This is a genomic window from Xanthomonas sp. 3307 (assembly GCF_014199735.1).
Taxonomy (GTDB): domain Bacteria; phylum Pseudomonadota; class Gammaproteobacteria; order Xanthomonadales; family Xanthomonadaceae; genus Xanthomonas_A; species Xanthomonas_A rydalmerensis.
Genome location: NZ_JACHOG010000002.1, coordinates 635,093 through 656,875 on the forward strand (window position 1 = coordinate 635,093; position 21,783 = coordinate 656,875).

Here is a 21,783-nt window from a genome sequence, read left to right on the forward strand (position 1 = left end):
GATGTCCTGTCTGTGGTGAATCCATGTATCCCGCGGCCCGCAATGGCCGCACCCGCTCAGTCGCGCGCGTCCGCCTCGCGCAATCCGGCCGCGACGCGGCGCACCGTCGTCGACACGCACAGGAACGCCACCACCCCAGCGAAGCCATTGACGGCTGGTGCGCCGGGTAAGCCACAGGCCAGCAGCACCCCCAGCACGCCGACGCAGAAGGCGCGATCGCTCTTGCCCATCGGCCCATCGTAGCGGCGGCTGGCGCCGACCATCAGCCCCAGCACCCCGGCATACTCGGTCAGCGCCGCGGTCAGCACCATCAACCACACCCAGCCGCCCATCACGCCCGGCACGCTCAGCAGGCTCAGGTACAGCGCCGCATCGGCCACCACGTCGCACAGTTCATTGAGGTAGGCGCCCAGCCGCGACTGCTGGCCGAACTCGCGCGCCAGCATGCCGTCCACCGCGTTCAAGGCCATCCGCAGCAGCATCCATACCGGCAGCAGCGCGTACCACAGCGGCTGCGCCGCGCCTTGCGCGTAGACCACCGCGGCGACCAGCAGCGACAGCAGCGCCGCGGCCACCGTCACCTGGTTGGCGGTGACGCCGAGTCGGTCCAGCACGCGCACGCCCGGCCGCAGCAGGTCCTGGAAACGTCCTTTGAGGGCATAGATCGACACGCGCGTGGTCCTGACGGCGAGGGCGGGGCGGCGACAGCCTAATGCATCGCAGCGGCTGCGCGCGCGATGGCGCAGCCCGCCACGCCCGCGCCAGGCGCCGCGTGCGGCGGCACGACCAGTGCGCGTCGCCGTCACACCGCGGGGGCCGCGCAGCACTGTCTGCGGCACGAGAACCCACCTACGCAAGGGCCGCCGAGCGCTCGGCGTCATCGCGTGGAATCGACCTTCGCACGCACGATCCGCTTACCAGGTGCGGGCCCCAGCCGGGCGTCGGCGGGCCTCAGCGCCTACAATGGCGGCCCGTTCCGCTGCCCCCGCCCTGCCCCATGCCCTCCGATTTCCTGCCCGTGCGCCGGGCGCTGCTGTCCGTTTCCGACAAGACCGGCCTGATCGACCTGGCCCGCGCGCTGGCCGCGCGCAACGTCGAACTGCTGTCCACCGGCGGCACCGCCAAGGCGCTGCGCGAGGCCGGGCTGGCGGTGAAGGACGTGTCCGAACTGACCGGCTTCCCGGAGATGATGGACGGCCGGGTCAAGACCCTGCACCCGCTGGTGCACGGCGGCCTGCTCGGCCGCGCCGGCACCGACGATGCGGTGATGGCCGAACACGGCATCGCCGCGATCGACCTGCTGGTGCTGAATCTGTATCCGTTCGAGGCGGTCACGGCGAAGGCCGACTGCACGCTTGCCGACGCGGTGGAGAACATCGACATCGGCGGCCCGGCGATGCTGCGCTCGGCGGCCAAGAACTTCGCCCGCGTGGCCGTGGCCACCGACCCGGCGCAGTACGCCGAACTGCTGGCCGAACTGGAGGCCAACGACGGCCGGCTGTCGGCGGCCAAGCGCTTCGCCCTGGCGGTGGCCGCGTTCAACCGCGTCGCCCAGTACGACGCGGCGATCAGCAACTACCTGTCCGCGGTCACCGCCAGCGACGCCGCGGTGCCGACGCGCAGTCCCTTCCCGGCGCAGATGAACTCCAGCTTCGTCAAGGTGATGGAACTGCGCTACGGCGAGAACCCGCACCAGCAGGCCGCGTTCTACCGCGACCTCTACCCCACGCCCGGCACCCTGGCCACCTTCACCCAGCTGCAGGGCAAGGAGCTGTCCTACAACAACATCGCCGACAGCGATGCGGCCTGGGAATGCGTGCGCCAGTTCGACGCGCCGGCCTGCGTCATCGTCAAGCACGCCAACCCGTGCGGCGTGGCGGTCGGCGCCGGCTGCGGCGACGCCTACGAACTGGCCTACGCCACCGACCCGACCAGCGCCTTCGGCGGCATCATCGCCTTCAACCGCACGCTGGACGCGGCCACCGCCAAGGTCATCCTGGACCGCCAGTTCGTCGAGGTGCTGATCGCCCCCGACTATGACGACGCCGCGCTCGAGTACGCCAAGAAGAAGGCCAACGTGCGCGTGCTGCGCATCCCCGCCGGCGACGGTGCGTACGGCATCGACAGCAAGCGGGTCGGCTCGGGCATCCTGCTGCAGACCAGCGACGCCCACGTGGTGCCGCGCGATGCGCTGAAGGTGGTGACCCGGCTGGCGCCGAGCGAGGCGCAGTTCGCCGACCTGCTGTTCGCATGGAAGGTGGCCAAGTACGTCAAGTCCAACGCCATCGTCTACGCCAAGGACCACCGCACCATCGGCGTCGGCGCCGGGCAGATGAGCCGGGTGTACTCGGCGCGCATCGCCGGCATCAAGGCCACCGACGCCGGCCTGGCCGTGGAAGGCTCGGTGATGGCCTCCGATGCGTTCTTCCCGTTCCGCGACGGCATCGACGCCGCCGCCGCGGCCGGCATCAAGGCGGTGATCCAGCCCGGCGGTTCGATGCGCGACGCCGAGGTGATCGCCGCGGCCGACGAGCACGGCATCGCCATGGTGTTCACCGGCGTGCGCCACTTCCGCCACTGAGTCCGGAGCGATGCGCATGTCCGCTGTCGCGCCGCGTCCGCTCGCCGTGCTGGCCCTGGCCGGCGCCGTCGTACTCGGCGGCTGCGCGCCAGCGCCGGCGCCCTCACAAGGCAAGGCACCTGCGGCAGCGCCCGCCAGCGCCGCCGCACCAGCCCACGTCAGCCGCACCGCGCGCCTGCTCGCATTCGTGCAGCAACGCTACGGCAGCGCCGCGACGCTCGCCGGACACTGGCCGGGGCAATGGACCCAGGACGGCGATAGCCATGCGGTGGACTGGCAAATCTGCGCCGAACAACCGGTGGTCATCGGCGACGGCTGGCAGCAGTTGCTGGCAGTGTGCGGCGCGCTGCGCGATGCCGGCCACCCGGAGCCGGGCACCATCGACTTCTACGTGCTGCGCCCCGAGGGCCAGGGCTTCGCCGTCGCCGCCGAACGCACCGGCGGCACCTACGGCAGCCAGGGCCAGCCGGGCGAGGTCGGCATCGTCCGCTCCGGCAGCGACTTCTACGGGTTCCGGGTCGAGGACGGCTGGTTCGGCCAGGGCTACGCGCTGCAATCGCAGACCCTGATCCTGCCCGGCCCCAAGGGCCTGGTCGACGCCGGCAGCGTGCGCAGCCACATCGACAACGGCGGCGCCGCCGACTGCGACGACGCCGATGCGGCGGCGGACTGCAAGGCCGGCCAGTTCAACATCGACTTCGCCCTGCGCTTCGACGACCGCGACCATGCCGCCCGCGTGTGGCCGCTGCTGATCGAGGAAACCGGCACGGACTGCGGCCAGCGTCCGGTGCACCGCGAACACCGCTTCGCGCTGGATCAGAAGACCTGGACCTACCATTTCCCCGAGGCGCTGCAGCGCGAAGGCTGCACGTGAGGCGTGCGCGCCCGGTGCACCCGCTTCCCTTTCCCCTGCAATCTGGAACTCCGCGATGAAACTGCTCGTCATCGGCTCCGGCGGCCGCGAACACGCCCTGGCCTGGAAGCTGGCCCAGTCCCCCCGTGTCGACGAAGTGCTGGTGGCACCCGGCAATGCCGGCACCGCCGGCGAGGCCAAGTGCCGCAACGTGCCGGTCAAGGTGAACGACCTCGACGGGCTGCTGGCGCTGGCCCAGGACGAAGGCGTGGCACTGACCGTGGTCGGCCCGGAAGTGCCGCTGGTGCTGGGCGTGGTCGACCGTTTCCGCGCCGCCGGGCTGCGCATCTTCGGCCCCAGCGCCGCCGCCGCGCAGCTGGAAGGCAGCAAGGCCTACGCCAAGGACTTCCTGCAGCGCCACGGTATTCCCACCGCGTTCTACGCCGTGCACACCGAGGTCGAACCCGCGCTGGCGTACGTCCGCGACAAGGGCGCGCCGATCGTGATCAAGGCCGACGGCCTGGCCGCCGGCAAGGGCGTGATCGTGGCGATGTCGCTGGAGGAGGCCGAGGCCGCGGTGCGCGACATGCTCTCCGGCAACGCCTTCGGCGACGCCGGTGCGCGCGTGGTGATCGAGGAATTCCTCGACGGCGAGGAAGCCAGCTTCATTTCCATGGTCGACGGCCACACCGCGCTGCCGATGGCCACCAGCCAGGACCACAAGCGCGTCGGCGACGGCGACACCGGCCCCAACACCGGCGGCATGGGCGCGTACTCGCCGGCGCCGGTGGTGACGCCCGAGGTGCACGCGCGGGTGATGCGCGAGGTGGTGGAGCCGACCGTGCGCGGCATGCGCGCCGACGGCGTGCCGTTCACCGGCTTCCTCTACGCCGGGCTGATGATCGACGCCAGCGGCGCGCCCAAGGTGATCGAGTTCAACGTGCGCTTCGGCGACCCGGAAACGCAGCCGGTGATGCTGCGCCTGCAGTCGGACTTGCTCGACCTGCTCGAGGCCGCGCTCGACGAACGCCTGCACGCAACCGAAGCGCAGTGGGATCCGCGCCCGTCGCTGGGCGTGGTGCTGGCGGCGGCGCCGTATCCGGAGACCCCGGTCACCGGCGAAGCGATCACCGGCCTGGACGCGGTGCCGGCCAACGCCAAGGTGTTCCATGCCGGCACCACGCTGGACGCGCAGGGCGGCGTGCTCAGCGCCGGCGGCCGCGTGCTGTGCGTGGCGGCGCTGGGCGACAGCGTGGCCGAGGCGCAGCGGCATGCGTACGCCGGTGTGGAGCGGATTCATTGGGCCAGCGAATTCCACCGCCGCGACATCGGCTGGCGTGCGATCGCGCGCGAGCAGGGGGCGTAAGGGGCTGGGAATCGGGAATCGGGAATCGGAGTGAAGCATCGGCCCACGAAGCCGGTCGTGCTGGCAGTCCACGATGTCGCACCAGACCCTCTGTGGGAGCGGCTTCAGCCGTGACGAGTGAAGCCGAAAGCCGGCTGACACTCTCCCTCGTCGGGACTGAAGTCCCTCCCACAAAGAGCGCACGTCGAGCGCACGTGGAAACACGCACGTGGTCACCATCGCCCTTGCGCTAGCCTGACACCTCCCCCGGTTCTGCGCACAGCACTCCCCATGGCCCTCTCCCCTGCCCTCCGCACCCGCTTCCGCGCGCTCGCCGCGCAGACCGACGGCATCGACACCGCGGCCTACGCCGCCTGCGACAAGGATCCGCTCGATCCCATCATCGGCCTTGGCCGCCGCGACGCGCGGGTGTGCATCCTGGGCCGCGACCCGGGCCGCAGCGAGGTGGAGCACGGCGAGCCTTTCGTCGGCAGTGGCGGCCAACTGGTGCGCAAGGCGCTGTACCGGCACCTGCACGACGGGGCGGAGATGCCCGATTTCGCCGCCGGGCTCGAGGCCGGCCGCGTCGCATTCTGGCTCAACACCGTGCCGTACAAGCCGGTGGGCAACAAGGCCTGGTCGATGCCGGTGAAGCGGCGCTTCCATCCGCTGATGCGGCGCCTATTGCTCGAGCAGTGGCGCGGCCGCGATGTGCTCACCCTCGGCCGCGAGGCCTTCCTGTGGTTCGGCATCGACCAGCCGCGCGAGGTGCGTGCGGCGCTGGACGCGTTCTGGGCGCGCGAGGACCGCTTCCAGGCGCAGACCGAGGTGGAGCTGCGCAGCGAGGACGGCCGCCGCACCCGCCGCGTGGTGCTGCATCCGCTGCCGCATCCCTCGCCGCTCAACCAGACCTGGTACAAACGTTTCCCGGCACTGCTGGACGCCCGCCTGCGACAACTGGAAGTCTGAGCGCGCTCGCGTAGACGGGCCCTCTAGAGGGGGATCGCATACAGCGACGGTGCGTTATCGTGTCGCGGTGCCGACCCCCTCGATCGAAACCCGCCTGAGCCGCCTGTGGGCCCACGAAAAGGCCAGCTACGGGCTGCGCGTGTTCATCGCGCTGGCGGTGGCGATGGGCGTGTGCTGGCACCAGCAGCAATTGGAGGCGGTGCCGGCGCTCTTCCTGGGCACCATCGCCAGCGCCATCGCCGAGACCGACGACAACTGGCTAGGCCGGATCAAGTCGGTGCTGCTGTCGCTGCTGTGTTTCGCCGCCGCCGCCGCCGCAGTGGTGCTGCTGTTCCCGTATCCGTGGCCGTTCGCTGCCGGCCTGGCGCTGTCCACCTTCGCCCTGACCCTGCTCGGCGCGCTCGGCGAACGCTACGCCTCGATCGCCCAGGCCACGGTGGCGCTGGCGATCTACGCGATGATCGGCCTGGACCATGGCACCCAGAACGGCCACGTCGGCGGCAATGCCTGGCACGGCGTGGCGCTCCTGTTGCTCGGCGCCGGCTGGTATGCGGTGCTGTCGGTGCTGTGGACGGTGCTGTTCGCCAACCGGCCGGTGCGCGAGCGGCTGTCGCGGCTGTACCTGGAGCTGGGCCGCTACCTGCGGCTCAAGGCGGCCCTGTTCGAGCCGGTGCGGCAGAGCGACCTGCACGCGCGGCGGCTGGCGCTGGCCGAGCAGAACGCGCAGGTGGTGGCCGCGCTCAACGCGGCCAAGACCGCGATCATCAGCCGCTTCGGCCGCTCCGGCCGACCCGGCGTGCAATCGGGCCTGTATTTCCGCCTGTACTACATGGCGCAGGATTTTCACGAGCGCGCCAGCTCCTCGCACTACCCGTACGAGGCGCTGACCGACGCGTTCTTCCACAGCGACGTGCTGTACCGCTGCCAGCGTCTGCTGGCCCTGCAGGGCAAGGCCTGCGCGGCGCTGGGCGAGGCGATCCGGCTGCGCCAGCCGTTCGACTACGGCGAGCAGACCCAGCAGGCCACCACCGACCTGCGCGAGTCGCTGGATTTCCTGCACGCCCGCGCCGATCCACGGCAGGCACGGCTGCTCGGTTCGCTGGAACTGCTGGTCACCAACCTGCACAGCATCGAGCGGCGCCTGGCAGAGGCCGCGCAGTCGGACACCACCAGCGACACCCTCGACACCCGCCTGCGCGACTCCTCGCCGCACACCCTGCGCGAGATGCTGCGGCGCCTCGGCCAGCAACTCACGCCCGGCTCGGTGCTGTTCCGGCACGGTCTGCGCATGGCCATCGCGCTGGTGGTGGGCTACGCCATCATGCAATCGATCCACGCCAGCAACGGCTACTGGATCCTGCTGACCACCGCCTTCGTGTGCCGCCCCAACTACGGCGCCACCCGCCTGCGCCTGGTCCAGCGCATGGCCGGCACCCTGATCGGCCTGGGCGCGGCCTGGGCGCTGATGCAGCTGTTCCCCGGCACCGAGCTGCAGTTGCTGTTCGCCCTGCTCGGCACGCTGGTGTTCTTCGTCACCCGCACCGACCGTTACATGCTCGCCACCGCGGCGATCACGGTGATGGCGCTGTTCTGCTTCAACCTGATCGGCGATGGCTTCATGCTGATCTGGCCGCGCCTGCTCGACACCCTGATCGGCTGCGCGATCGCCGCCGCCGCCTCGTTCCTGATCCTGCCGGACTGGCAGGGTCGCCGCCTCAACCAGGTGCTGGCAACCGTGCTGTCCAGCAGCGCGCGCTACCTGGCGCAGGTGCTGGAGCAGTACCGCAGCGGCATGCGCGACGACCTGCCCTACCGCATCGCCCGCCGCGACATGCACAACGCCGACGCCGCGCTGTCGGTGGCGCTGTCGAACATGCTGCGCGAGCCCGGCCGCTACCGCCGCAACCTGGATGCCGGCTTCCGCTTCCTGGCCCTGTCCAACACTCTGCTCGGCTATCTGTCGGCGCTGGGCGCGCACCGTGCCGCGCTGGCCGGCGAGACCGATCCGGACATCGCCCGCGCTGGCGACTACCTGCCGCAGGCGCTGGGCGCACTGGCCGACGCGCTGGCCGAGCGGCGCGCGCTGCCGGCCGCCGACGAAGCGGCCGAGACCGCGCTGGCCGACGCGCTGGAGCGCGAGGAGGGCATCGACGAGGCCAAGCGCCGGCTGGTGCGCAATCAGCTCGCGCTGACCCTGCGCCTGCTGCCCAAGCTGCGCGCCGCCGCGCAGGCGGTCACCGCCGCGACGGTGCCGCCGGCGCCGGCGCTTGCCGCGCCGGCCGCACGCTGATGCCCATCCACAGCAGCGCCGCCACCGCCAGCGCCGCGCCGCCGAGCGCCACCCCGCGCCAACCGGCGTAGGCATAGGCCGCGGTGCCGAGGCTGGACCCGATCGCACCGCCGATGAAGTAGCAGGTGACGTAGGCCGAGGTGATGCGGTTGCGCGCGGCCGGATCCAATTGATAGATCACGCTCTGGTTGCCGATGTGCACGCCCTGCACCGCCACGTCCAACAGCACGACCCCGGCGATCAGCAGCCACAGCGAGTGCGGCGCGCCGAGCAGCAACAGCCACGACAGCAGCAGCATGACCAGGCCGCCCCAGCCGACCAGATGGCCGGCGCCGCGGTCGGACAGCTTGCCGGAGAGGTTGGCGGCGAACGCGCCGGCCGCGCCGATCAGCCCGAACAGGCCGATGGTCGCGGTGCCGTAGCGGTAGTCCGGGCCGGACAGCAGGAACGCCAGCGTGGTCCAGAACATGCTGAAGCCGGCGAACAACAACCCGCCGAGCACCGAGCGCGCGCGCAGCACCGGCTCGTCGCGCAGCAGCGCCAGCACCGACCCGATCAGGTGCGGATAGGACAGGTGCGGGTTGCCCGGGTGCCGCGGTAGGCCGCGCCACAGCAGGCCCGAAGCCACCAGGATCAGCACCGCCGCGACCCAGTACACGGTGTGCCAGCCGCCGATCCCGGCAAGCAGGCCGGAGGCCGTGCGCGCCAGCAGGATGCCCAGCAGCAGGCCGCTCATCACCGTGCCGATGACCCGGCCGCGCTCGTGCGGCGCGGCCAGGGTGGCGGCGAACGGCACCAGGATCTGCGCCGCCACCGAACTCAGGCCGGTGATCAGGGTGCCGAGCAGCAGCAGCGCGAAACTGTGCGCCATCGCGCTGACCAGCAGGCCGACCGCGCTGAGCGCGTACAGGCCGACGATCAGGCTGCGTCGTTCGAAGCGGTCGCCCAGCGGCACCAGGAACAGCAGGCCGACCGCGTAGGCCAGCTGCGCGGTGGTGACCACCGCGCCGGCGCGGCGCACGTCGATGGCGAAGGTCTGCGCCAGCACTTCCAGCAGCGGCTGCGCGTAGTAGTTGCTGGCCACCGCCAGGCCGGTGGCGGTGGCCATCAGCAGCACCAGGCCGCGGCGCATCGGCGGGTGCGAGGTCGTTTCCATGGAAGGACACCAGAAATCGTGGGGAGGGGCGCAGTCTGTGGTGACGGCAGCGATCTTACAAACGCATTTTTTTCACCACTGCCATCTGCTTTTGAGATAGCGTGGGCGCGGCAGCCGGCAGCCGGCAGCCGGCAGCCGGCAGCCGGCAGCCGGGCCGCTTCGCCGCGGTTGCCGCTGCGGACGCGTGCAGCCCTGCAGTCCAGAAAAAAAAGCGGCCCCACCGACTGCCATCGCCTCGAAGGAACGCGTCCCATGCCCAGCACCGACATCGCCGAGGCGCTGCAACAGCACGGGTACGCTGTGGTCCGCGGCTTCCTGGGCGAAGGCGACATTCCCGACAGCCTGTTGCGCTTCCTGGAAGGCGCCGAGAAGTTCCACGACGGCGTGATCGGTGACCTGCCGGCGGCGGACATGCAGCGGATCCAGGCGCGCATCGCCGCCACCGTGCCGCCCGTGGCCGCAGCCATGGGCCTGGCGATCGCCGCCGACCGCTTCGGCTACTGCGCCATCCGCATCCGCGAAAGCCATGCCGCGCCGAGCCTGCGCCTGCCGTTCGACCAACACCGCGATCCGAAGACCGCGCCGGGCGGCGCGCTCAACTGGCACCTGGACCACTTCAGCTATTTCCTGCATGGCGACCATCGCAACTACCTGATCTGCTACATGCCGGTGCGCAAGCCCGATGCCGGCCTGGCCAACGTGGCCATCGTCGCCGACGACGTGGTCGCACGCCTGGATCCGCAGCTGCACCGGCGCATCCAGGGCCGCGGCGCGCTGCGCTTCCGCTGCGTGGAGGCCGACACGCTGGACTGGTTCCGGCTGCGTTTTCCCGGGCAGGCCATCGCCATCGGCGACTGGTATGCGATCGAGGACCTGCACGACGCCAGTCCCGGCTGGAAGATCGACTTCGACCTGGAAGCGCACAAGGTGGTGCCGCAACTCGCGGTCGGCGACCTGCTGATCATGCGCGCCGATGTCATCCACCGTACCCACGATGCCGGCTGCGACCGCATCTCGGTGCGCTGCGACGTGCTGCCCGCGCGTGCGCCGCGGCTCGAGACGCTGCACGGCCTGCTCGGCCTGAGCCTGCGCTACCCGTTCATGAGCCGCAAGCGCCGCTACAACATCCGCCTGTGGCTGCGCCAGCAATGGCGCAAGCGGCTGGGGCGCGCGACGTGAGGCGGCCGCTGCGACAAACGTCGTTGCATGCATGCAGCGCCACCACTGCTCGGCTGGCGCGTCGCCACGGCGCATGCCAGGCAACGCCATGCTGACCCTGCGCCAGCTCGAATTCGCCGTGGCCGTCGCCGAGGAAGGCAGCTTCACCGCTGCCGCGCGCCGCTGCCACACCGTGCAGTCGGCGCTGAGCCACCAGATCGCCAAGATCGAGCAGGCGCTGGGCGCGCGGCTGTTCGAGCGCGGTGCGCGGCAGGTGCGCGCCACCGCCGCCGGCGAGGTGTTCCTGCACAACGCCCGCGCCACCCTGCGCGCGGCCGAGCGCCTGCACGAGGAGATGGCGCAGACCCTGGGCACGGTGCGCGGCCGCCTGCAGATCGGGCAGATCTCCTCGTTGAATGCGGTGCAGGTGCCGGCCGTGCTGCGCCAGTTCCGCGAGGCGCACAGCGCGGTGGACGTGCACCTGCGCACCGGCATGAGCGATGCGCTGCTGCTGGAACTGAGCGAAGGCCGGCTCGACGTGGCCCTGGTCGGGGTCGGCCCGCATGTGGCGCTGCCGCCGCAGCACCTGTTGCTGCACGAGGAAGGGCTGGCGCTGATCGCCGCGCCCGGCCACCGTTTCGCCGCGCGCCGCGAGGTGGCCCTGCGCGAACTGGAGGACGCGCCGATGGCCGGGCTGATCCCCGGCGCCGGCGTGCGCGGCATCATCGACCGCGCCTTCGCCGCCGCCGGCCTGCGCCAGCGCCTGCAGTACGAGGTCACCCACGCCGACCTGCAGCGGCAACTGGTGGCCGAAGACCTGGGCCTGGCGGTGGTGCCGCAGACCATGGCCACCGGCATGCACGGCGTGGCCACGGTGGCGCTGCGCGAGCGCTTCCGCTTCCTCACCTATGCCGTGTGGCGGCCGGACCCGACCCCGGCCGCGCGCGCCTTCATCGCCCTGCTGCGTGCGCGGCGCGATGCACTGCAGGCCGCGGCCGGCAGCGCCGAGGCCGGCCGCCGCGCGCCGCGCCTGCGCGCGCGGCGAACCTGCTAGGCTGCGCGCGTTCGCAAAGGAGCCTGCATGTCCGCCCACAGCCAGTTCGCCCTGTTGCGGCAACGCCGCTTTCTGCCGTTCTTCGTGGTCCAGGCGCTGGGCGCCTTCAACGACAACGTGTACCGGCAGGCGATCATCGGCCTGCTGTTCTATCTGGGCGTGACCCCGGAGCAGCGCACGCTGTACACCAACCTGGCGCCGGCGCTGTTCATCCTGCCGTACTTCCTGTTCTCCTCGCTGGCCGGGCAGATCGCCGAGAAGCTGGAGAAATCGCGGCTGGTGGTCATCACCACCACGATGGAGATCGCGATCATGTCGCTGGCCGCGGTCGGCTTCCTGACCGAGAACATGGCGGTGCTGCTGGTGGCGCTGTTCTGCACCGGCCTGCAGTCGACCCTGTTCGGGCCGGTGAAGTATTCGATCCTGCCCTCGGTGCTCAAGCCGGAGGAACTGACCGGCGGCAACGGCCTGGTCGAGATGGGCACCTCGATCTCGATCCTGTGCGGCATGATCCTGGGCGGGCTGATCTTCCAGATCGCCGGCAGCCACGGGCCGGTGGCCGCGGCCACCGCGGTGGTGGCGCTGGCGGTCACCGGCAACCTGATGGCGCGCTGCATCCCCAAGGTCGACGCCGGCGCGCCGGACCTGAAGATCAACTGGAACCCGCTGCCCGAGTCGCTGGCGATCATGCGCTTGACCCGGCGCCAGCTGGCGGTACGCAACGCGGTGCTCGGCGTGTCCTGGTTCTGGTTCGTCGGCACCGTGCTCACCGCGCAGTTGCCGACCTATGCCGAACTCAACCTGGGCGGCGCGCAGGACCTGTACATCTTCGCCCTGGCGCTGTTCTCGATCGGCACCGGCACCGGCTCGCTGCTGTGCGAGAAGCTGTCCGGGCGCACCGTGGAAATCGGCCTGGTGCCGCTGGGCGCGTTCGGCATCAGCGCCTTCATGCTCGACCTGTACTTCGCCCGGCCCGGCGCCGCGCTGCAGACCGGCCTGAGCATCGGTCAGTTCGTGCACCAGGCCGGCAGCTGGCGGATCATGCTCGACCTGGTCGGCATCGGCCTGTGCACCGGCCTGTTCGTGGTGCCGCTGTTCGCGCTGATCCAGAGCCGCACGCCGAAGGCGGAACTGTCGCGCGTCATCGCCGGGCTCAACATCCAGAACTCGCTGTTCATCGTGCTGGCGGCCATGATCGGCATCGTCCTGCAGATGCGGGAGCTGCACCTGTTCGGCACGCGCGTCGCGATGCCCGGGCTGAGCATCCCGCAGGTGTTCCTGGCGCTGGCCATCGCCAACGCGCTGGTGGCGCTCTGGATCTTCAGCATCGTCCCCGAATTCCTGATGCGCTTCCTCAGCTGGGTGATGGTGCGCACGCTGTACCGGTTGCGCCTGCACGGGGTCGAGCGCCACGTGCCCGAGGAAGGCGCGGCGCTGATCGTGTGCAACCACGTCAGCTACATGGACGCGCTGGTACTGGCGGCGGCGATCCCGCGGCCGGTGCGCTTCGTCATGTACTACCGCATCTTCAACATCCCGGTGATGCGCTGGATCTTCCGCACCGCCAAGGCGATCCCGATCGCCGGCGCGCGCGAAGACCCCGAGCTGATGCAGCGCGCGTTCGACGCGATCGATGCTGCACTGGCCGAGGGCGAGCTGGTGTGCATCTTCCCCGAGGGCGCGCTGACCAAGGACGGCGAGATCGCCGCGTTCAAATCCGGCGTGGAGAAGATCCTGGCCCGGCGCGCGGTGCCGGTGGTGCCGATGGCCTTGCGCAACATGTGGACCAGTATGTGGAGCAAGCGCGATTCGCGGCTGCGGCGCATGCGCGTGCCACGGCGCTTCCGCGCGCATGTCGAGGTGATCGCCGACGCGCCTGTGGCGGGCGCGCAGGCCACCGCCGAGATCCTGGAAGCGCAGGTGCGGCGCCTGCGCGGCGACGCCGCCTGAGTGCGGCGCAGGTGCCGCAAGCGCGCGCTTCGGGTAGATTAGCCGCAGGGGAGGCGCCACAAGCGGTGGCGTCCATTGCGAAGGACCGAACACAGTGAACCAGGTCGTGCCACCACCAGCGCCCAACGCGACGGGCGTCTATGTGCCCAACAATCTCGTCTGGGCGATCCTGTCCACGCTGTTCTGCTGCCTGCCGCTGGGTATCGTCTCCATCGTCTATGCCTCGCAGGTGGATGGCCGCCGCGCCGCCGGCGATATCGCCGGTGCGCGCGAGGCCTCGCGCAAGGCCGGCCTGTGGGCGCTGTGGTCCGCGCTTGCCGGACCGATCCTGATCGCGCTGTGGTTCCTGCTGTTCGGCGGCCTGGCCTTCCTCGGCAGCCTGACCAGCCACTAGCGCTGGGCGTTTCCCGTTTCACCACCCAACCACCGGAGCAACACGGATGAATACCACCGCACCGCAAGTGTCCAACAACCTCGTCTGGGCGATCCTGACCACGCTGTTCTGCTGCCTGCCGCTGGGCATCGTGTCCATCGTCTACGCCGCGCAGGTCAACACCAAGCTCGCCGCGGGCGACGTGACCGGCGCGCGCGATTCGGCGGACAAGGCCAAGAAGTGGGCGATCTACTCGGCGATCACTGCGGTGGTGCTGATGGTGCTGTACATGATCTTCCTCTTCGCCCTGGGCGGCCTGGGCATGATGCAGCAGGCGTCCGCGTCCTGAGCACCGCGGCCGCCGTCGCCCGGCGACGGCGGCCAGCCACCCACGCTCGCTTCCCTGCCATGTCCCTGCCGCGCCTGCAGTCCCTGCCCCGCTGGCTGCCGCTGGCCGCACTGAGCGGCGCGGCATTGGTCGCCACCGTGGTGCTGCGCCGGATCGATCCCAACGTGCCCGGCAATCCGCTGCCCGGCTGTCCGTTCCGTGCCCTCACCGGCCTGTACTGCCCCGGCTGCGGCAGTACCCGCTGCCTGCACGCGCTGGTGCATCTGGACCTGGCCCACGCCTGGACCAGCAATCCCTTGCTGGTGGTGGCGCTGCCGCTGCTGGCGATCATGGCGCTCAACGCCGCCGGCCTGCGCCTGCGCCCGCTGGCGCCGCTGCTGAAGATCCTCGCCGACCCACGACTGTGGCTGTGGGTGCTGCTCGGCTATGCGCTGCTGCGCAATCTGCCCTGGTATCCCTTCACCCTGCTCGCGCCGCACTGACGGCCCGCCACACCCGCACCGCAGCGACTCGTCTAGACTCCCCGACTGCCGTGCACCACCCATCAAGGAGATCCACATGAGCACCGTCAGCCCCGTCGCGCCTCCGCCGCCCCCCGCCTCCGGCGTCCCCGGCCCGGTTCCCAATCACCTGGCCTGGGCGATCATTTCGACCGTGCTCGGCTTCTGCCTGTGCTGTCCGGCGCTGATCACCGGCATCGTCGCCATCGTGTTTTCCAGCAAGGTCAACGGCCTGCTCAACCAGGGCGACCTGGAGGGCGCGCGCCGCGCCTCCAACACCGCCAAGACCTGGTGCTGGGTGACCACCGCGCTGGCCATCATCGGCCTGCTGATCAACGTGGTCATGTTCGCCACCGGCGGCATGCAGACCTACATGGACTACATGCAGCAGATGCAGCACGCAAGCTGACCGGCATGCGCGCCTGGCAACAACGGGCGTGCCTGGGTGCCGCCGCCGCATTCGCGGCCGGCGGCGCCACGCTGTTGTACCGCTTCGACCCAAATGCCGCGAACAACCCGTTCGCGCCGTGCATGTTCCATGCGCTCACCGGCTACTACTGCCCAGGCTGCGGCATGACCCGTGCGCTGCATGCGCTGGTGCACCTGGACCCGGTCGGTGCGTTTGCGATGAATCCTGGCGCGATGCTCGGCCTGGCGCTGCTGCCGGGGCTGATCGCCTGGAAAGCCGGCTGGCGCGCAGCCTGGTTCGCCCCGGTGGTCGGCGTGGTCTCGCGGCCGAACTTCTGGCTGGTCGCGCTGCCGGGCTACTGGATCGCGCGCAACCTGCCGTGGTTCCCGTTCACCCTGTTGGCTCCGCACTAGCGGACGGTGCCGCGATTCGCGCCGGGCGCAGGCATCGCCTGCGTGTGTGCATCCCTCGCCGCCGGACCTCAGCTGACCCAGCCGGCGATCACCAGCAGCGCCAGCAGCACCAGCCACAGCAGCAATACCCGCCAGACCTGGCTCATCGCATCGCGCAGTTCGGGCAGGCGCCGCAGCGCCGGCACCACCATGCCCGCATCGCTGTAGTCGTGCGCCTCGGCATCGAGTTCGCCGCGTACGCTGGCGCAGGCCACCGGCCCGAGAAAGCCGGTGTCCAGCTGCCACCGCTTGCCGCCAGCGGCGCGCCAGGCGCCGAACACCGCCTCGAAATTGCCGACCAGTGCCAGCGAGAAGGTCATCAGGTGCGCCACCGGCCATTCCATCGCCGCCAGCAGCAGGCGCGCGCCGGCGGCGGTCGCGGGCGGCAGCCGCGGCGCATACGGGCCGACCGCGGCCAGCGCCAGCAGCCGGTAGCCCAGCGCGCCGAACGGCCCCAGCAGCAGGAACCAGAACAGCACCGCGAACCAGCGCCGCAGCGCGCTGACCGCCACCGCCTCGACCAGTCCGGCCGGATCCTCACGCAGCGGCCCGCCATCGGCCTGCAGCTGCGCCACCGCCAGGCGCCGCGCGCTGGCATCGTCGGCATCGATGATCGCCTCCACGTCGGTGTCCAGATCGCGCGGTCCCCAGCTGAAGGCCAGCACCGCGATCCCGAACAGCAGGGTCAGCAGGCCCAGATGCGGCGCCGCCAGCAGCCACTGCAGCAGGCCGACCAGCAGCAGCGGCGGCAGCAGCGCCAGCGCGATGCCGTAGCGGCCGCGCCAGGCGCTGCCTTCGCCGGCATGCGTGTCCAGCCAGCTCAGCCAGTCGCCGAAGGCGTCGAAGCGGCGCAACGAGGCCACCATGCCGGGCGCGACATGGCCCAGCACCAGGGCGACGATCACAGCGACGAGGGTCGTGAACATGCAGGTCCTCCGGGACCGTTCTGAAACGGATGCGCGCAGCGCGCCGGCGCGGTCAGGCCGGCGCGCCGTGCCGGTACCAGTCCTCGATCAGCGCGCGGGCGATGGAGATGCGCGGCGGCAGGCGCAGGCCATGGCCGTCGTCGGCGCTGTCGCCGTGCGCGGCCAGGCGCGCCAGCGCGGCGCCGACGTCCTCGCGCTCGAACCAGCGCGCGTCTTCCAGCTCACCGTCCACCTGCGGCGTGTCCGCCTCCGCCTGCGCACTGAAGCCGAGCATCAACGCGCCGGGAAACGGCCACGGCTGCGCACCGTAGTAGCGACAACTGCCGGGCCGCACCCGCACCTGGGTCTCTTCGGCCACCTCGCGTGCCACCGTCTGTTCCAGCGATTCGCCCGGCTCGACGAACCCGGCGATCACCGAGTAGCGCCGCGCCGGCCAGCTCGCCTGGCGCCCCAGCAGCAGGCGCCGGCCGTCGCTGACCGCGACGATCACCGCCGGGTCCACCCGCGGATAGTGCTCGCTGGCGCACTGCGTGCAGACGCCGAGGAAGCCGCCGCGCTGCAAGGCGATGGTGCCGCCGCATACGCCGCAGAAGCGGGTACGCGACTGCCAGTGCAACATTGCGCGGGCGTAGGCGAACAGGCCGGCCTCCAGCGCCGGCCATTCGGCCGCAGCGCGGCGCAGATCGATGCGCTGCGGTGGCGGCGCCAACTGCGGCACGGCATCGGCGGCCAGCGCAAACCAGGCCTGGCCGTGGTCCAGGCCGAGAAACAGCGCGTGCTCGGCCAGCGCGCCCAGGGCGGCGGTGCTGGCGATCAGCGGGCGTGCGTCGGCATCGGCATGCGCATGGCCATCGGCGTCCAGCACCAGCACCCGGGCCTGTTCCCAGGCCTGGCACAATGCCGCTGGATCGTTGCGCACGGCATCGGCACGGTCGATCGCAGGACCGGCGAAGGCGAAGGAAGCGGGCGTCGGATCGGACATGCGCCGCAGGGTGCAGGCAAACCGTGCGTCCCGCAAGCCGCAGCGTGTCTACACGCTGAAGCTGCTGCCGCACCCGCAGGTGGTCTTGGCGTTGGGATTGCGGATCACGAACTGCGCCCCGTGCAGGCCCTCGCTGTAATCCACTTCCGCGCCCATCAGGTACTGCAGGCTGAGCGGGTCGACCAGCAGGGTGACCTGGTCGGTCTGCACCGCCAGGTCGTCCTCGGCACGGTTCTCGTCGAACTCGAAGCCGTACTGGAAGCCGGAACAGCCGCCGCCCTGGATGTACACGCGCAGCGCCAGCGCGTCGTTGCCTTCCTCGCGGATCAGCTCGCGCACCTTGGCCGCGGCGGCCGCGGTGAAGTTCAACGGCCGCTCCAGCGACTGGTAGTCGGGCGTGGGCGCGGCGCCCGGCAGGGAAACGAGAGTGCTCATGGCGGCAGGATGGGGACGGCCGGCGCCCGAATCAAGTCTCGGCCGTCAGCGCACGCGGCGGCTCGGTGTCGCTGCCGGCCTGCTCGCGGTGCGCTTCCGGCGGCGCCAGCGCGACCAGGCTGCCGGCGTGGATCAGGCGCCCGGTCAGCTGCGCGCCGGCGTTCATCTCCACCACCTGGTAGTGCACGTTGCCCTGCACCCGTGCCTTCGACGCCAGCTCCACGCGCTCGGCCGCGTGCACGTCGCCGATCAGCTGGCCGTTGATGATGACCACCGGCGCGCGCACCTCGCCCTCGATGCTGCCGTGCTCGGACAGGGTCAGCGTGGCCGGCGCGCCGTCCTCGGCCACGACCTTGCCGAGGATGCGCCCTTCCACGTAGAGCCCGCCGCTGAACACCAGGTCGCCGCGGATCACCACCTGCGCGCCGATCAGCGTATCGACCACGGTCTGGCCGCTGTTGCGGCTGTTCTTGTTCCCAAACATAGGCTGATTATTCCCCTTTGCCGTTACCGGCCAATGTCCAATCGAAGGTCTGGCTGACCGGCGCCCCGCCGCCGCTCAACACCACCCGCACCCGTTGCGGAGTGAAGCCCTTGGGCAGGATCACGCTGCCATCCAGCTGCTGGAAGTAGCGGAACGAGTAGTCCTGCCCGGGCACACCGGTCTTCTGGTGCAATTCGTCCCAGCCCACGCTGGTCAGCTTGCCGCCGCGCACACCCTCCACGGTCAGCCGCAGCTGCCCCTGGCTGATTGCCCCGCGGTTGAGGTTCTGGGTCAGCACCACGTTGTAGCGCCAGGTGCCACCGGCCTCGGCGGAGAACTCCACCGAGTGCACGCTCAGGCCCTTGCGCTGGCTGGTCGCGCCGACCAGGCGCTCGTAGAACGCCACGTCGGCACGCAATCCGGCGATCTCTTCGTCGCGCTCGGCCAGCGAACTCTGCACCTCGTTGTTGGCGGCGCGGCTGATCTGGTCGGAGCGGGCCAGGGTGGCCTGGCGCTGGTTGAGCGTCTCGATCTGCCGCTGCTGCGCCTGCAGGTTGCGCTCGGCCTCGCGCAACTGCGCGCTGACCGCACTGAGCCGCGGCGCGGCCTGGCGGCTGGCCAGCCACCAGGTCAGCGCCAGCGACAGCAGCCACAGACCGGCAAGCAACAGCCAGACGGTCCGGCCGCGCGGCGGCGTGGCGCCATTGGGCACGATCTGGAAACGGGGAACGGGTCGGTTCATGCGCGCGGCCGCGCCACCAAGGCGGCGCCGGCGTCGATCCTCGCGGGTCGGCCTGCTGGGCCACCTAGTGTAAGCCACCCTCCTGAGCGGCGCCGGACTGCACGGCCAGCCCGCGCCGCGGGCTGGCCTTCGTGGCGGGCTTGGCCGATAGTGGCCGGCATCCGTGCAGTTGCAGGAGCGCCTGCCATGACCGACGCCCATCTCTTCGTAATCGGCATCCTGCTGGCCTGGCTGGCCGGCATCCGCGTCTACCTGACCGTGTTCGGGATCGGCCTGGCCGGCCTGTGCGGCTGGCTGGAGCTGCCGCCGGCACTGCAGGCGACGCAGTCGTGGTGGGTGCTGGGCACCTCCGGCGCGCTGGCGCTGGCCGAGTTCTTCGCCGACAAGATCCCCGGTGTGGATTCGGTGTGGGACCTGCTGCAGACCCTCACCCGGATTCCGGCCGGCGCCTTCCTGGCCGCGGCCACGCTCTCGCCCGACGGCCAGCTGAGCGCCGGCGCGCTCGCCACCGGGGCCGGCGTGGCCCTGACCAGCCACGCGCTCAAGGCCGGCACCCGCGCCCTGCTCAACACCTCGCCGGAGCCGGCCAGCAATTGGATCGCCTCGCTGGCCGAGGATTCGGTGGTGATCGCCGCACTGGCGCTGGCCCTGGCGCATCCGTGGCTGGCGCTGGCGGTGGTGCTGACGGCGAGCGCGCTCGGCGCGCTGCTGGTGTGGTGGACCTGGCGCCTGCTGTGGCGGGGCATGCGCCGCCTGCTGGCGCCGGCGTCGGCGCCCGCCGCGCCGCAAGGCACGCAGCCTTCGCGAACTTGATCGCATAATTGGACGTGCACCAGGAACCAGACGCGATGCCCGCCAACGACGCCGCTCCGCTTTCCCATCGCGAGGACCCGCGCGCGCGCGCCGTCCGCGCCGAGACTCCGCCGCCGCACTACTGGCGCCGCTGGGTCGGCGACGCGGAGCACGTCGCCGCGCCCGCCGACCTCGCCTCCGATCGCGCGCCTGCCGACCACGCCGCGGCGTCCGCCATGCCGCTGGCCAGCAGCGAGCACGACGATGGCCCGGCCGACGCCAGCGCGGCCGCCTTCCTGGTCGCCGACGCCGACGCCGATCACGCCGCACAGGATGCGGCCGCGCCGTACCGCGTACTGATCGTCGAGGACGACCGCGCGCAGGCGCTGTTCGCACAGAGCGTGCTGCATGGCGCCGGCATGCACGCGCAGGTGCAGATGCAGGCCGAAGGCGTGCAGCAGGCCATCCTCGACTACCGGCCGGACCTGATCCTGATGGACCTGCACATGCCGGGACTGGACGGCATGCGCCTGACCGCGCTGATCCGCCAGCAGCCGCAGCATCAGTTGCTGCCGATCGTGTTCCTGTCCGGCGACGCGGATCCGGAGCTGGAGTACGAAGTGCTCGACAGCGGCGCCGACGACTTCCTGACCAAGCCGATCCGGCCGCGGCACCTGATCGCCGCGGTGTCCAACCGCATCCGCCGTGCCCGCCAACAGGCCCAGCAGGGCCACGCCGAGGCGGTGCCGCTGAACAACCCCGAGACCGGCCTGCCGACCCGCGCCCATCTGCTGCAACTGCTGGACACGACGCTGCGCGCGCGCCGCCCCGGCAGCCTGTACTTCATCGAGATCGCCAGCGCACTCGGCTTGCGCGAACGCTACGGCTACGCCGCGTTCGAGCGGCTGATGGTGCAGGCCGGGCGCCGCCTGGCCGGCATCACCGCGCCGCAGCCGCTGGCGCGGCTCAATGACAACAGCTTCCTGCTGCTGGCCGAGGACGCCGACGCCGACACGCAGCGGCAACGCGCGCAGCGCTTGCGCGACACCCTGTCCGGCCACGCCTTCGCGCTGCGCGAGGACGAGGCGCTGCATCTGCGCTGCGCGGTCGGCTACGCCGATTTCGGTCATGGCTTCGAGGACGCCGGCAGCGCGCTGGAAGCGGTCGAACGCAGCGCACTGCAGGCGCGGCTGCATCCGCAGGGCGTCGCCGTCTACGTGCCACCTCACGCGGAAGAGGATCTGCAGCGCATCGCGATGCTGGAAGGGCAACTGGAGCCGGCCTACCAGCCGATCGTCGCCGTCGCCGGCGGCGACATCGCCCAATACCAGGTGCTGCTGCGCCTGCGTCAGCGCGACGGCAGCCTGCTCTCGGCCGGGCAGATCCTGCCGGCCGCCGAAGCCGGCGGACGTATCGCCGACCTCGACCAGCAGGTGCTGGACCACGCGCTGGGCCTGCTGCATCTGTACCAGCACGCCACCCCGCCGCTGCGCCTGTTCGTCTCGCAGTCCACGCGTACGCTGGCGCGCACCGCCTTCGCCGAGTGGCTGATCGAGACCATTGGCCGCCGCGGCGTCACCGGCACGTCGCTGGTGATCGACCTGCGCCTGGACGATGCGCTGGTCCATACCGCTACGCTGCAGCAATTCTGCGCACGGCTGATGCCGCTGGGCGTGCAGTTCTGCATCAGCCAGTTCGAACCGGGCGCCGAAGCCGAGGCGCTGCTGGCGCATTTGCCGCTGGGCTATCTGCGCCTGTCGGCGCGCTTCGCCGGCGCGCATGCCGACCCCGAACTGCGCGACCAACTGCGCGCCACCATCGATCTGGCGCACCGCGCCGGACTGCTGATCATCGGCCAGCAGATCGAGCAGGCGCAGGCGGCAGCGGCGATGTGGATGGGCGGAGTCGATTTCATCCAGGGCAACCTGGTGCAGTCGGTGGGCGACCAGCTGAACTTCGACTTCCAGAACGCGGTGCTCTAGC

General features: G+C 71.0%; 22 protein-coding genes. 15 read left to right on the forward strand and 7 right to left on the reverse strand.

Features of this window, described 5'->3' with window-relative positions:
• Positions 1–56: 56 nt before the first annotated feature.
• Positions 57–671, reverse strand: a complete 615-nt coding sequence (locus GGR64_RS07650; RefSeq protein ID WP_184449601.1) for a CDP-alcohol phosphatidyltransferase family protein — start codon at positions 669–671, stop codon at positions 57–59.
• Between the two features lie 326 nt (positions 672–997).
• Here GGR64_RS07650 and purH point away from each other — a divergent pair, with 326 nt between their 5' ends.
• The 5 genes from purH (at position 998) to yccS (ending at position 8,038) form a co-directional block, all read left to right on the forward strand.
• Positions 998–2,581: a bifunctional phosphoribosylaminoimidazolecarboxamide formyltransferase/IMP cyclohydrolase gene (gene purH, locus GGR64_RS07655; protein ID WP_184644947.1), complete on the forward strand. Its 1,584-nt coding sequence runs from the start codon at positions 998–1,000 to the stop codon at positions 2,579–2,581.
• A 16-nt stretch (positions 2,582–2,597) separates the two neighbouring features.
• A complete protein-coding gene (locus GGR64_RS07660) occupies positions 2,598–3,455 on the forward strand; it encodes a hypothetical protein (RefSeq protein ID WP_184644949.1) in 858 nt (285 codons plus the stop codon).
• A 55-nt stretch (positions 3,456–3,510) separates the two neighbouring features.
• A complete protein-coding gene (gene purD, locus GGR64_RS07665; protein WP_184644951.1) occupies positions 3,511–4,800 on the forward strand; it encodes a phosphoribosylamine--glycine ligase in 1,290 nt (429 codons plus the stop codon).
• Between the two features lie 270 nt (positions 4,801–5,070).
• Complete coding sequence (locus tag GGR64_RS07670) at positions 5,071–5,748, forward strand: uracil-DNA glycosylase family protein (RefSeq protein WP_184644952.1); 678 nt, start codon at positions 5,071–5,073, stop codon at positions 5,746–5,748.
• A gap of 67 nt (positions 5,749–5,815) precedes the next feature.
• Positions 5,816–8,038, forward strand: coding sequence for a YccS family putative transporter (yccS, locus tag GGR64_RS07675; protein WP_184645249.1), 2,223 nt, complete (start codon positions 5,816–5,818; stop codon positions 8,036–8,038).
• Here yccS and GGR64_RS07680 read toward each other — a convergent pair.
• Entirely contained in the window at positions 7,983–9,194 is a 1,212-nt protein-coding gene (locus GGR64_RS07680; protein ID WP_184644954.1) for an MFS transporter, read from the reverse strand. The genes yccS and GGR64_RS07680 overlap by 56 nt on opposite strands.
• A 252-nt stretch (positions 9,195–9,446) precedes the next feature.
• Here GGR64_RS07680 and GGR64_RS07685 point away from each other — a divergent pair, with 252 nt between their 5' ends.
• From GGR64_RS07685 to GGR64_RS07720, 8 genes are all read left to right on the forward strand, one after another.
• The gene (locus GGR64_RS07685) at positions 9,447–10,373 is read left to right on the forward strand and encodes a hypothetical protein (protein ID WP_184644956.1); all 927 of its coding nucleotides are present in this window, start codon (positions 9,447–9,449) and stop codon (positions 10,371–10,373) included.
• Between the two features lie 88 nt (positions 10,374–10,461).
• The gene (locus GGR64_RS07690; RefSeq protein WP_160966467.1) at positions 10,462–11,406 is read left to right on the forward strand and encodes a LysR family transcriptional regulator; all 945 of its coding nucleotides are present in this window, start codon (positions 10,462–10,464) and stop codon (positions 11,404–11,406) included.
• A 27-nt stretch (positions 11,407–11,433) separates the two neighbouring features.
• On the forward strand, positions 11,434–13,356 hold the full coding sequence (locus GGR64_RS07695; RefSeq protein WP_184644958.1) for an MFS transporter: 1,923 nt from the start codon (positions 11,434–11,436) through the stop codon (positions 13,354–13,356).
• A 94-nt stretch (positions 13,357–13,450) separates the two neighbouring features.
• A complete protein-coding gene (locus GGR64_RS07700; protein WP_160966463.1) occupies positions 13,451–13,750 on the forward strand; it encodes a CD225/dispanin family protein in 300 nt (99 codons plus the stop codon).
• A gap of 46 nt (positions 13,751–13,796) precedes the next feature.
• Positions 13,797–14,078: a CD225/dispanin family protein gene (locus tag GGR64_RS07705; protein WP_160966461.1), complete on the forward strand. Its 282-nt coding sequence runs from the start codon at positions 13,797–13,799 to the stop codon at positions 14,076–14,078.
• A 59-nt stretch (positions 14,079–14,137) separates the two neighbouring features.
• Positions 14,138–14,560 carry a DUF2752 domain-containing protein gene (locus tag GGR64_RS07710; RefSeq protein WP_184644960.1) on the forward strand — a complete coding sequence of 141 codons (423 nt, stop codon included), beginning with the start codon at positions 14,138–14,140 and terminating at the stop codon, positions 14,558–14,560.
• A gap of 76 nt (positions 14,561–14,636) precedes the next feature.
• Positions 14,637–14,987: a CD225/dispanin family protein gene (locus GGR64_RS07715; RefSeq protein WP_160966457.1), complete on the forward strand. Its 351-nt coding sequence runs from the start codon at positions 14,637–14,639 to the stop codon at positions 14,985–14,987.
• A 5-nt stretch (positions 14,988–14,992) separates the two neighbouring features.
• Positions 14,993–15,400: a DUF2752 domain-containing protein gene (locus tag GGR64_RS07720; protein WP_160966455.1), complete on the forward strand. Its 408-nt coding sequence runs from the start codon at positions 14,993–14,995 to the stop codon at positions 15,398–15,400.
• Positions 15,401–15,468: 68 nt separating this feature from the next.
• On the opposite strand, the gene GGR64_RS07725 is transcribed toward GGR64_RS07720, so the two are convergent.
• From GGR64_RS07725 to GGR64_RS07745, 5 genes are read right to left on the reverse strand one after another with little or no spacing between them, the layout of a single operon-like run.
• Positions 15,469–16,365 (reverse strand): hypothetical protein, encoded by an 897-nt coding sequence (locus tag GGR64_RS07725; protein WP_160966453.1) that lies wholly within the window; start codon positions 16,363–16,365, stop codon positions 15,469–15,471.
• Between the two features lie 52 nt (positions 16,366–16,417).
• Positions 16,418–17,347: an NAD(+) diphosphatase gene (gene nudC / locus GGR64_RS07730; protein WP_184644962.1), complete on the reverse strand. Its 930-nt coding sequence runs from the start codon at positions 17,345–17,347 to the stop codon at positions 16,418–16,420.
• A 48-nt stretch (positions 17,348–17,395) separates the two neighbouring features.
• Positions 17,396–17,782, reverse strand: coding sequence for an iron-sulfur cluster insertion protein ErpA (gene erpA, locus GGR64_RS07735; RefSeq protein WP_160966449.1), 387 nt, complete (start codon positions 17,780–17,782; stop codon positions 17,396–17,398).
• Positions 17,783–17,813: 31 nt separating this feature from the next.
• Positions 17,814–18,266 carry a polymer-forming cytoskeletal protein gene (locus GGR64_RS07740; RefSeq protein WP_184644965.1) on the reverse strand — a complete coding sequence of 151 codons (453 nt, stop codon included), beginning with the start codon at positions 18,264–18,266 and terminating at the stop codon, positions 17,814–17,816.
• Positions 18,267–18,273: 7 nt separating this feature from the next.
• Positions 18,274–19,008: a DUF6776 family protein gene (locus GGR64_RS07745; RefSeq protein WP_160966445.1), complete on the reverse strand. Its 735-nt coding sequence runs from the start codon at positions 19,006–19,008 to the stop codon at positions 18,274–18,276.
• Between the two features lie 186 nt (positions 19,009–19,194).
• Here GGR64_RS07745 and GGR64_RS07750 point away from each other — a divergent pair, with 186 nt between their 5' ends.
• Positions 19,195–19,821, forward strand: coding sequence for a DUF4126 domain-containing protein (locus tag GGR64_RS07750; protein WP_184644967.1), 627 nt, complete (start codon positions 19,195–19,197; stop codon positions 19,819–19,821).
• Positions 19,822–19,856: 35 nt separating this feature from the next.
• The gene (locus GGR64_RS07755; protein WP_184644968.1) at positions 19,857–21,782 is read left to right on the forward strand and encodes an EAL domain-containing response regulator; all 1,926 of its coding nucleotides are present in this window, start codon (positions 19,857–19,859) and stop codon (positions 21,780–21,782) included.
• The last annotated feature ends 1 nt before the right edge of the window (position 21,783 follow it).

Excerpts from the sequence above, each read along its gene's own strand:
- GGR64_RS07695 (WP_184644958.1), top strand. The coding sequence starts at position 11,434 with ATGTCCGCCCACAGCCAGTTCGCCCTGTTGCGGCAACGCCGCTTTCTG.
- erpA (WP_160966449.1), bottom strand. The coding sequence starts at position 17,782 with ATGAGCACTCTCGTTTCCCTGCCGGGCGCCGCGCCCACGCCCGACTAC.
- GGR64_RS07660 (WP_184644949.1), top strand. The coding sequence starts at position 2,598 with ATGTCCGCTGTCGCGCCGCGTCCGCTCGCCGTGCTGGCCCTGGCCGGC.
- GGR64_RS07690 (WP_160966467.1), top strand. The coding sequence starts at position 10,462 with ATGCTGACCCTGCGCCAGCTCGAATTCGCCGTGGCCGTCGCCGAGGAA.
- purH (WP_184644947.1), top strand. The coding sequence starts at position 998 with ATGCCCTCCGATTTCCTGCCCGTGCGCCGGGCGCTGCTGTCCGTTTCC.
- GGR64_RS07725 (WP_160966453.1), bottom strand. The coding sequence starts at position 16,365 with ATGTTCACGACCCTCGTCGCTGTGATCGTCGCCCTGGTGCTGGGCCAT.
- GGR64_RS07750 (WP_184644967.1), top strand. The coding sequence starts at position 19,195 with ATGACCGACGCCCATCTCTTCGTAATCGGCATCCTGCTGGCCTGGCTG.
- GGR64_RS07755 (WP_184644968.1), top strand. The coding sequence starts at position 19,857 with ATGCCCGCCAACGACGCCGCTCCGCTTTCCCATCGCGAGGACCCGCGC.
- purD (WP_184644951.1), top strand. The coding sequence starts at position 3,511 with ATGAAACTGCTCGTCATCGGCTCCGGCGGCCGCGAACACGCCCTGGCC.
- GGR64_RS07715 (WP_160966457.1), top strand. The coding sequence starts at position 14,637 with ATGAGCACCGTCAGCCCCGTCGCGCCTCCGCCGCCCCCCGCCTCCGGC.
- GGR64_RS07680 (WP_184644954.1), bottom strand. The coding sequence starts at position 9,194 with ATGGAAACGACCTCGCACCCGCCGATGCGCCGCGGCCTGGTGCTGCTG.
- nudC (WP_184644962.1), bottom strand. The coding sequence starts at position 17,347 with ATGTCCGATCCGACGCCCGCTTCCTTCGCCTTCGCCGGTCCTGCGATC.
- GGR64_RS07740 (WP_184644965.1), bottom strand. The coding sequence starts at position 18,266 with ATGTTTGGGAACAAGAACAGCCGCAACAGCGGCCAGACCGTGGTCGAT.
- GGR64_RS07710 (WP_184644960.1), top strand. The coding sequence starts at position 14,138 with ATGTCCCTGCCGCGCCTGCAGTCCCTGCCCCGCTGGCTGCCGCTGGCC.
- GGR64_RS07745 (WP_160966445.1), bottom strand. The coding sequence starts at position 19,008 with ATGAACCGACCCGTTCCCCGTTTCCAGATCGTGCCCAATGGCGCCACG.
- GGR64_RS07705 (WP_160966461.1), top strand. The coding sequence starts at position 13,797 with ATGAATACCACCGCACCGCAAGTGTCCAACAACCTCGTCTGGGCGATC.
- GGR64_RS07670 (WP_184644952.1), top strand. The coding sequence starts at position 5,071 with ATGGCCCTCTCCCCTGCCCTCCGCACCCGCTTCCGCGCGCTCGCCGCG.
- GGR64_RS07720 (WP_160966455.1), top strand. The coding sequence starts at position 14,993 with ATGCGCGCCTGGCAACAACGGGCGTGCCTGGGTGCCGCCGCCGCATTC.
- GGR64_RS07685 (WP_184644956.1), top strand. The coding sequence starts at position 9,447 with ATGCCCAGCACCGACATCGCCGAGGCGCTGCAACAGCACGGGTACGCT.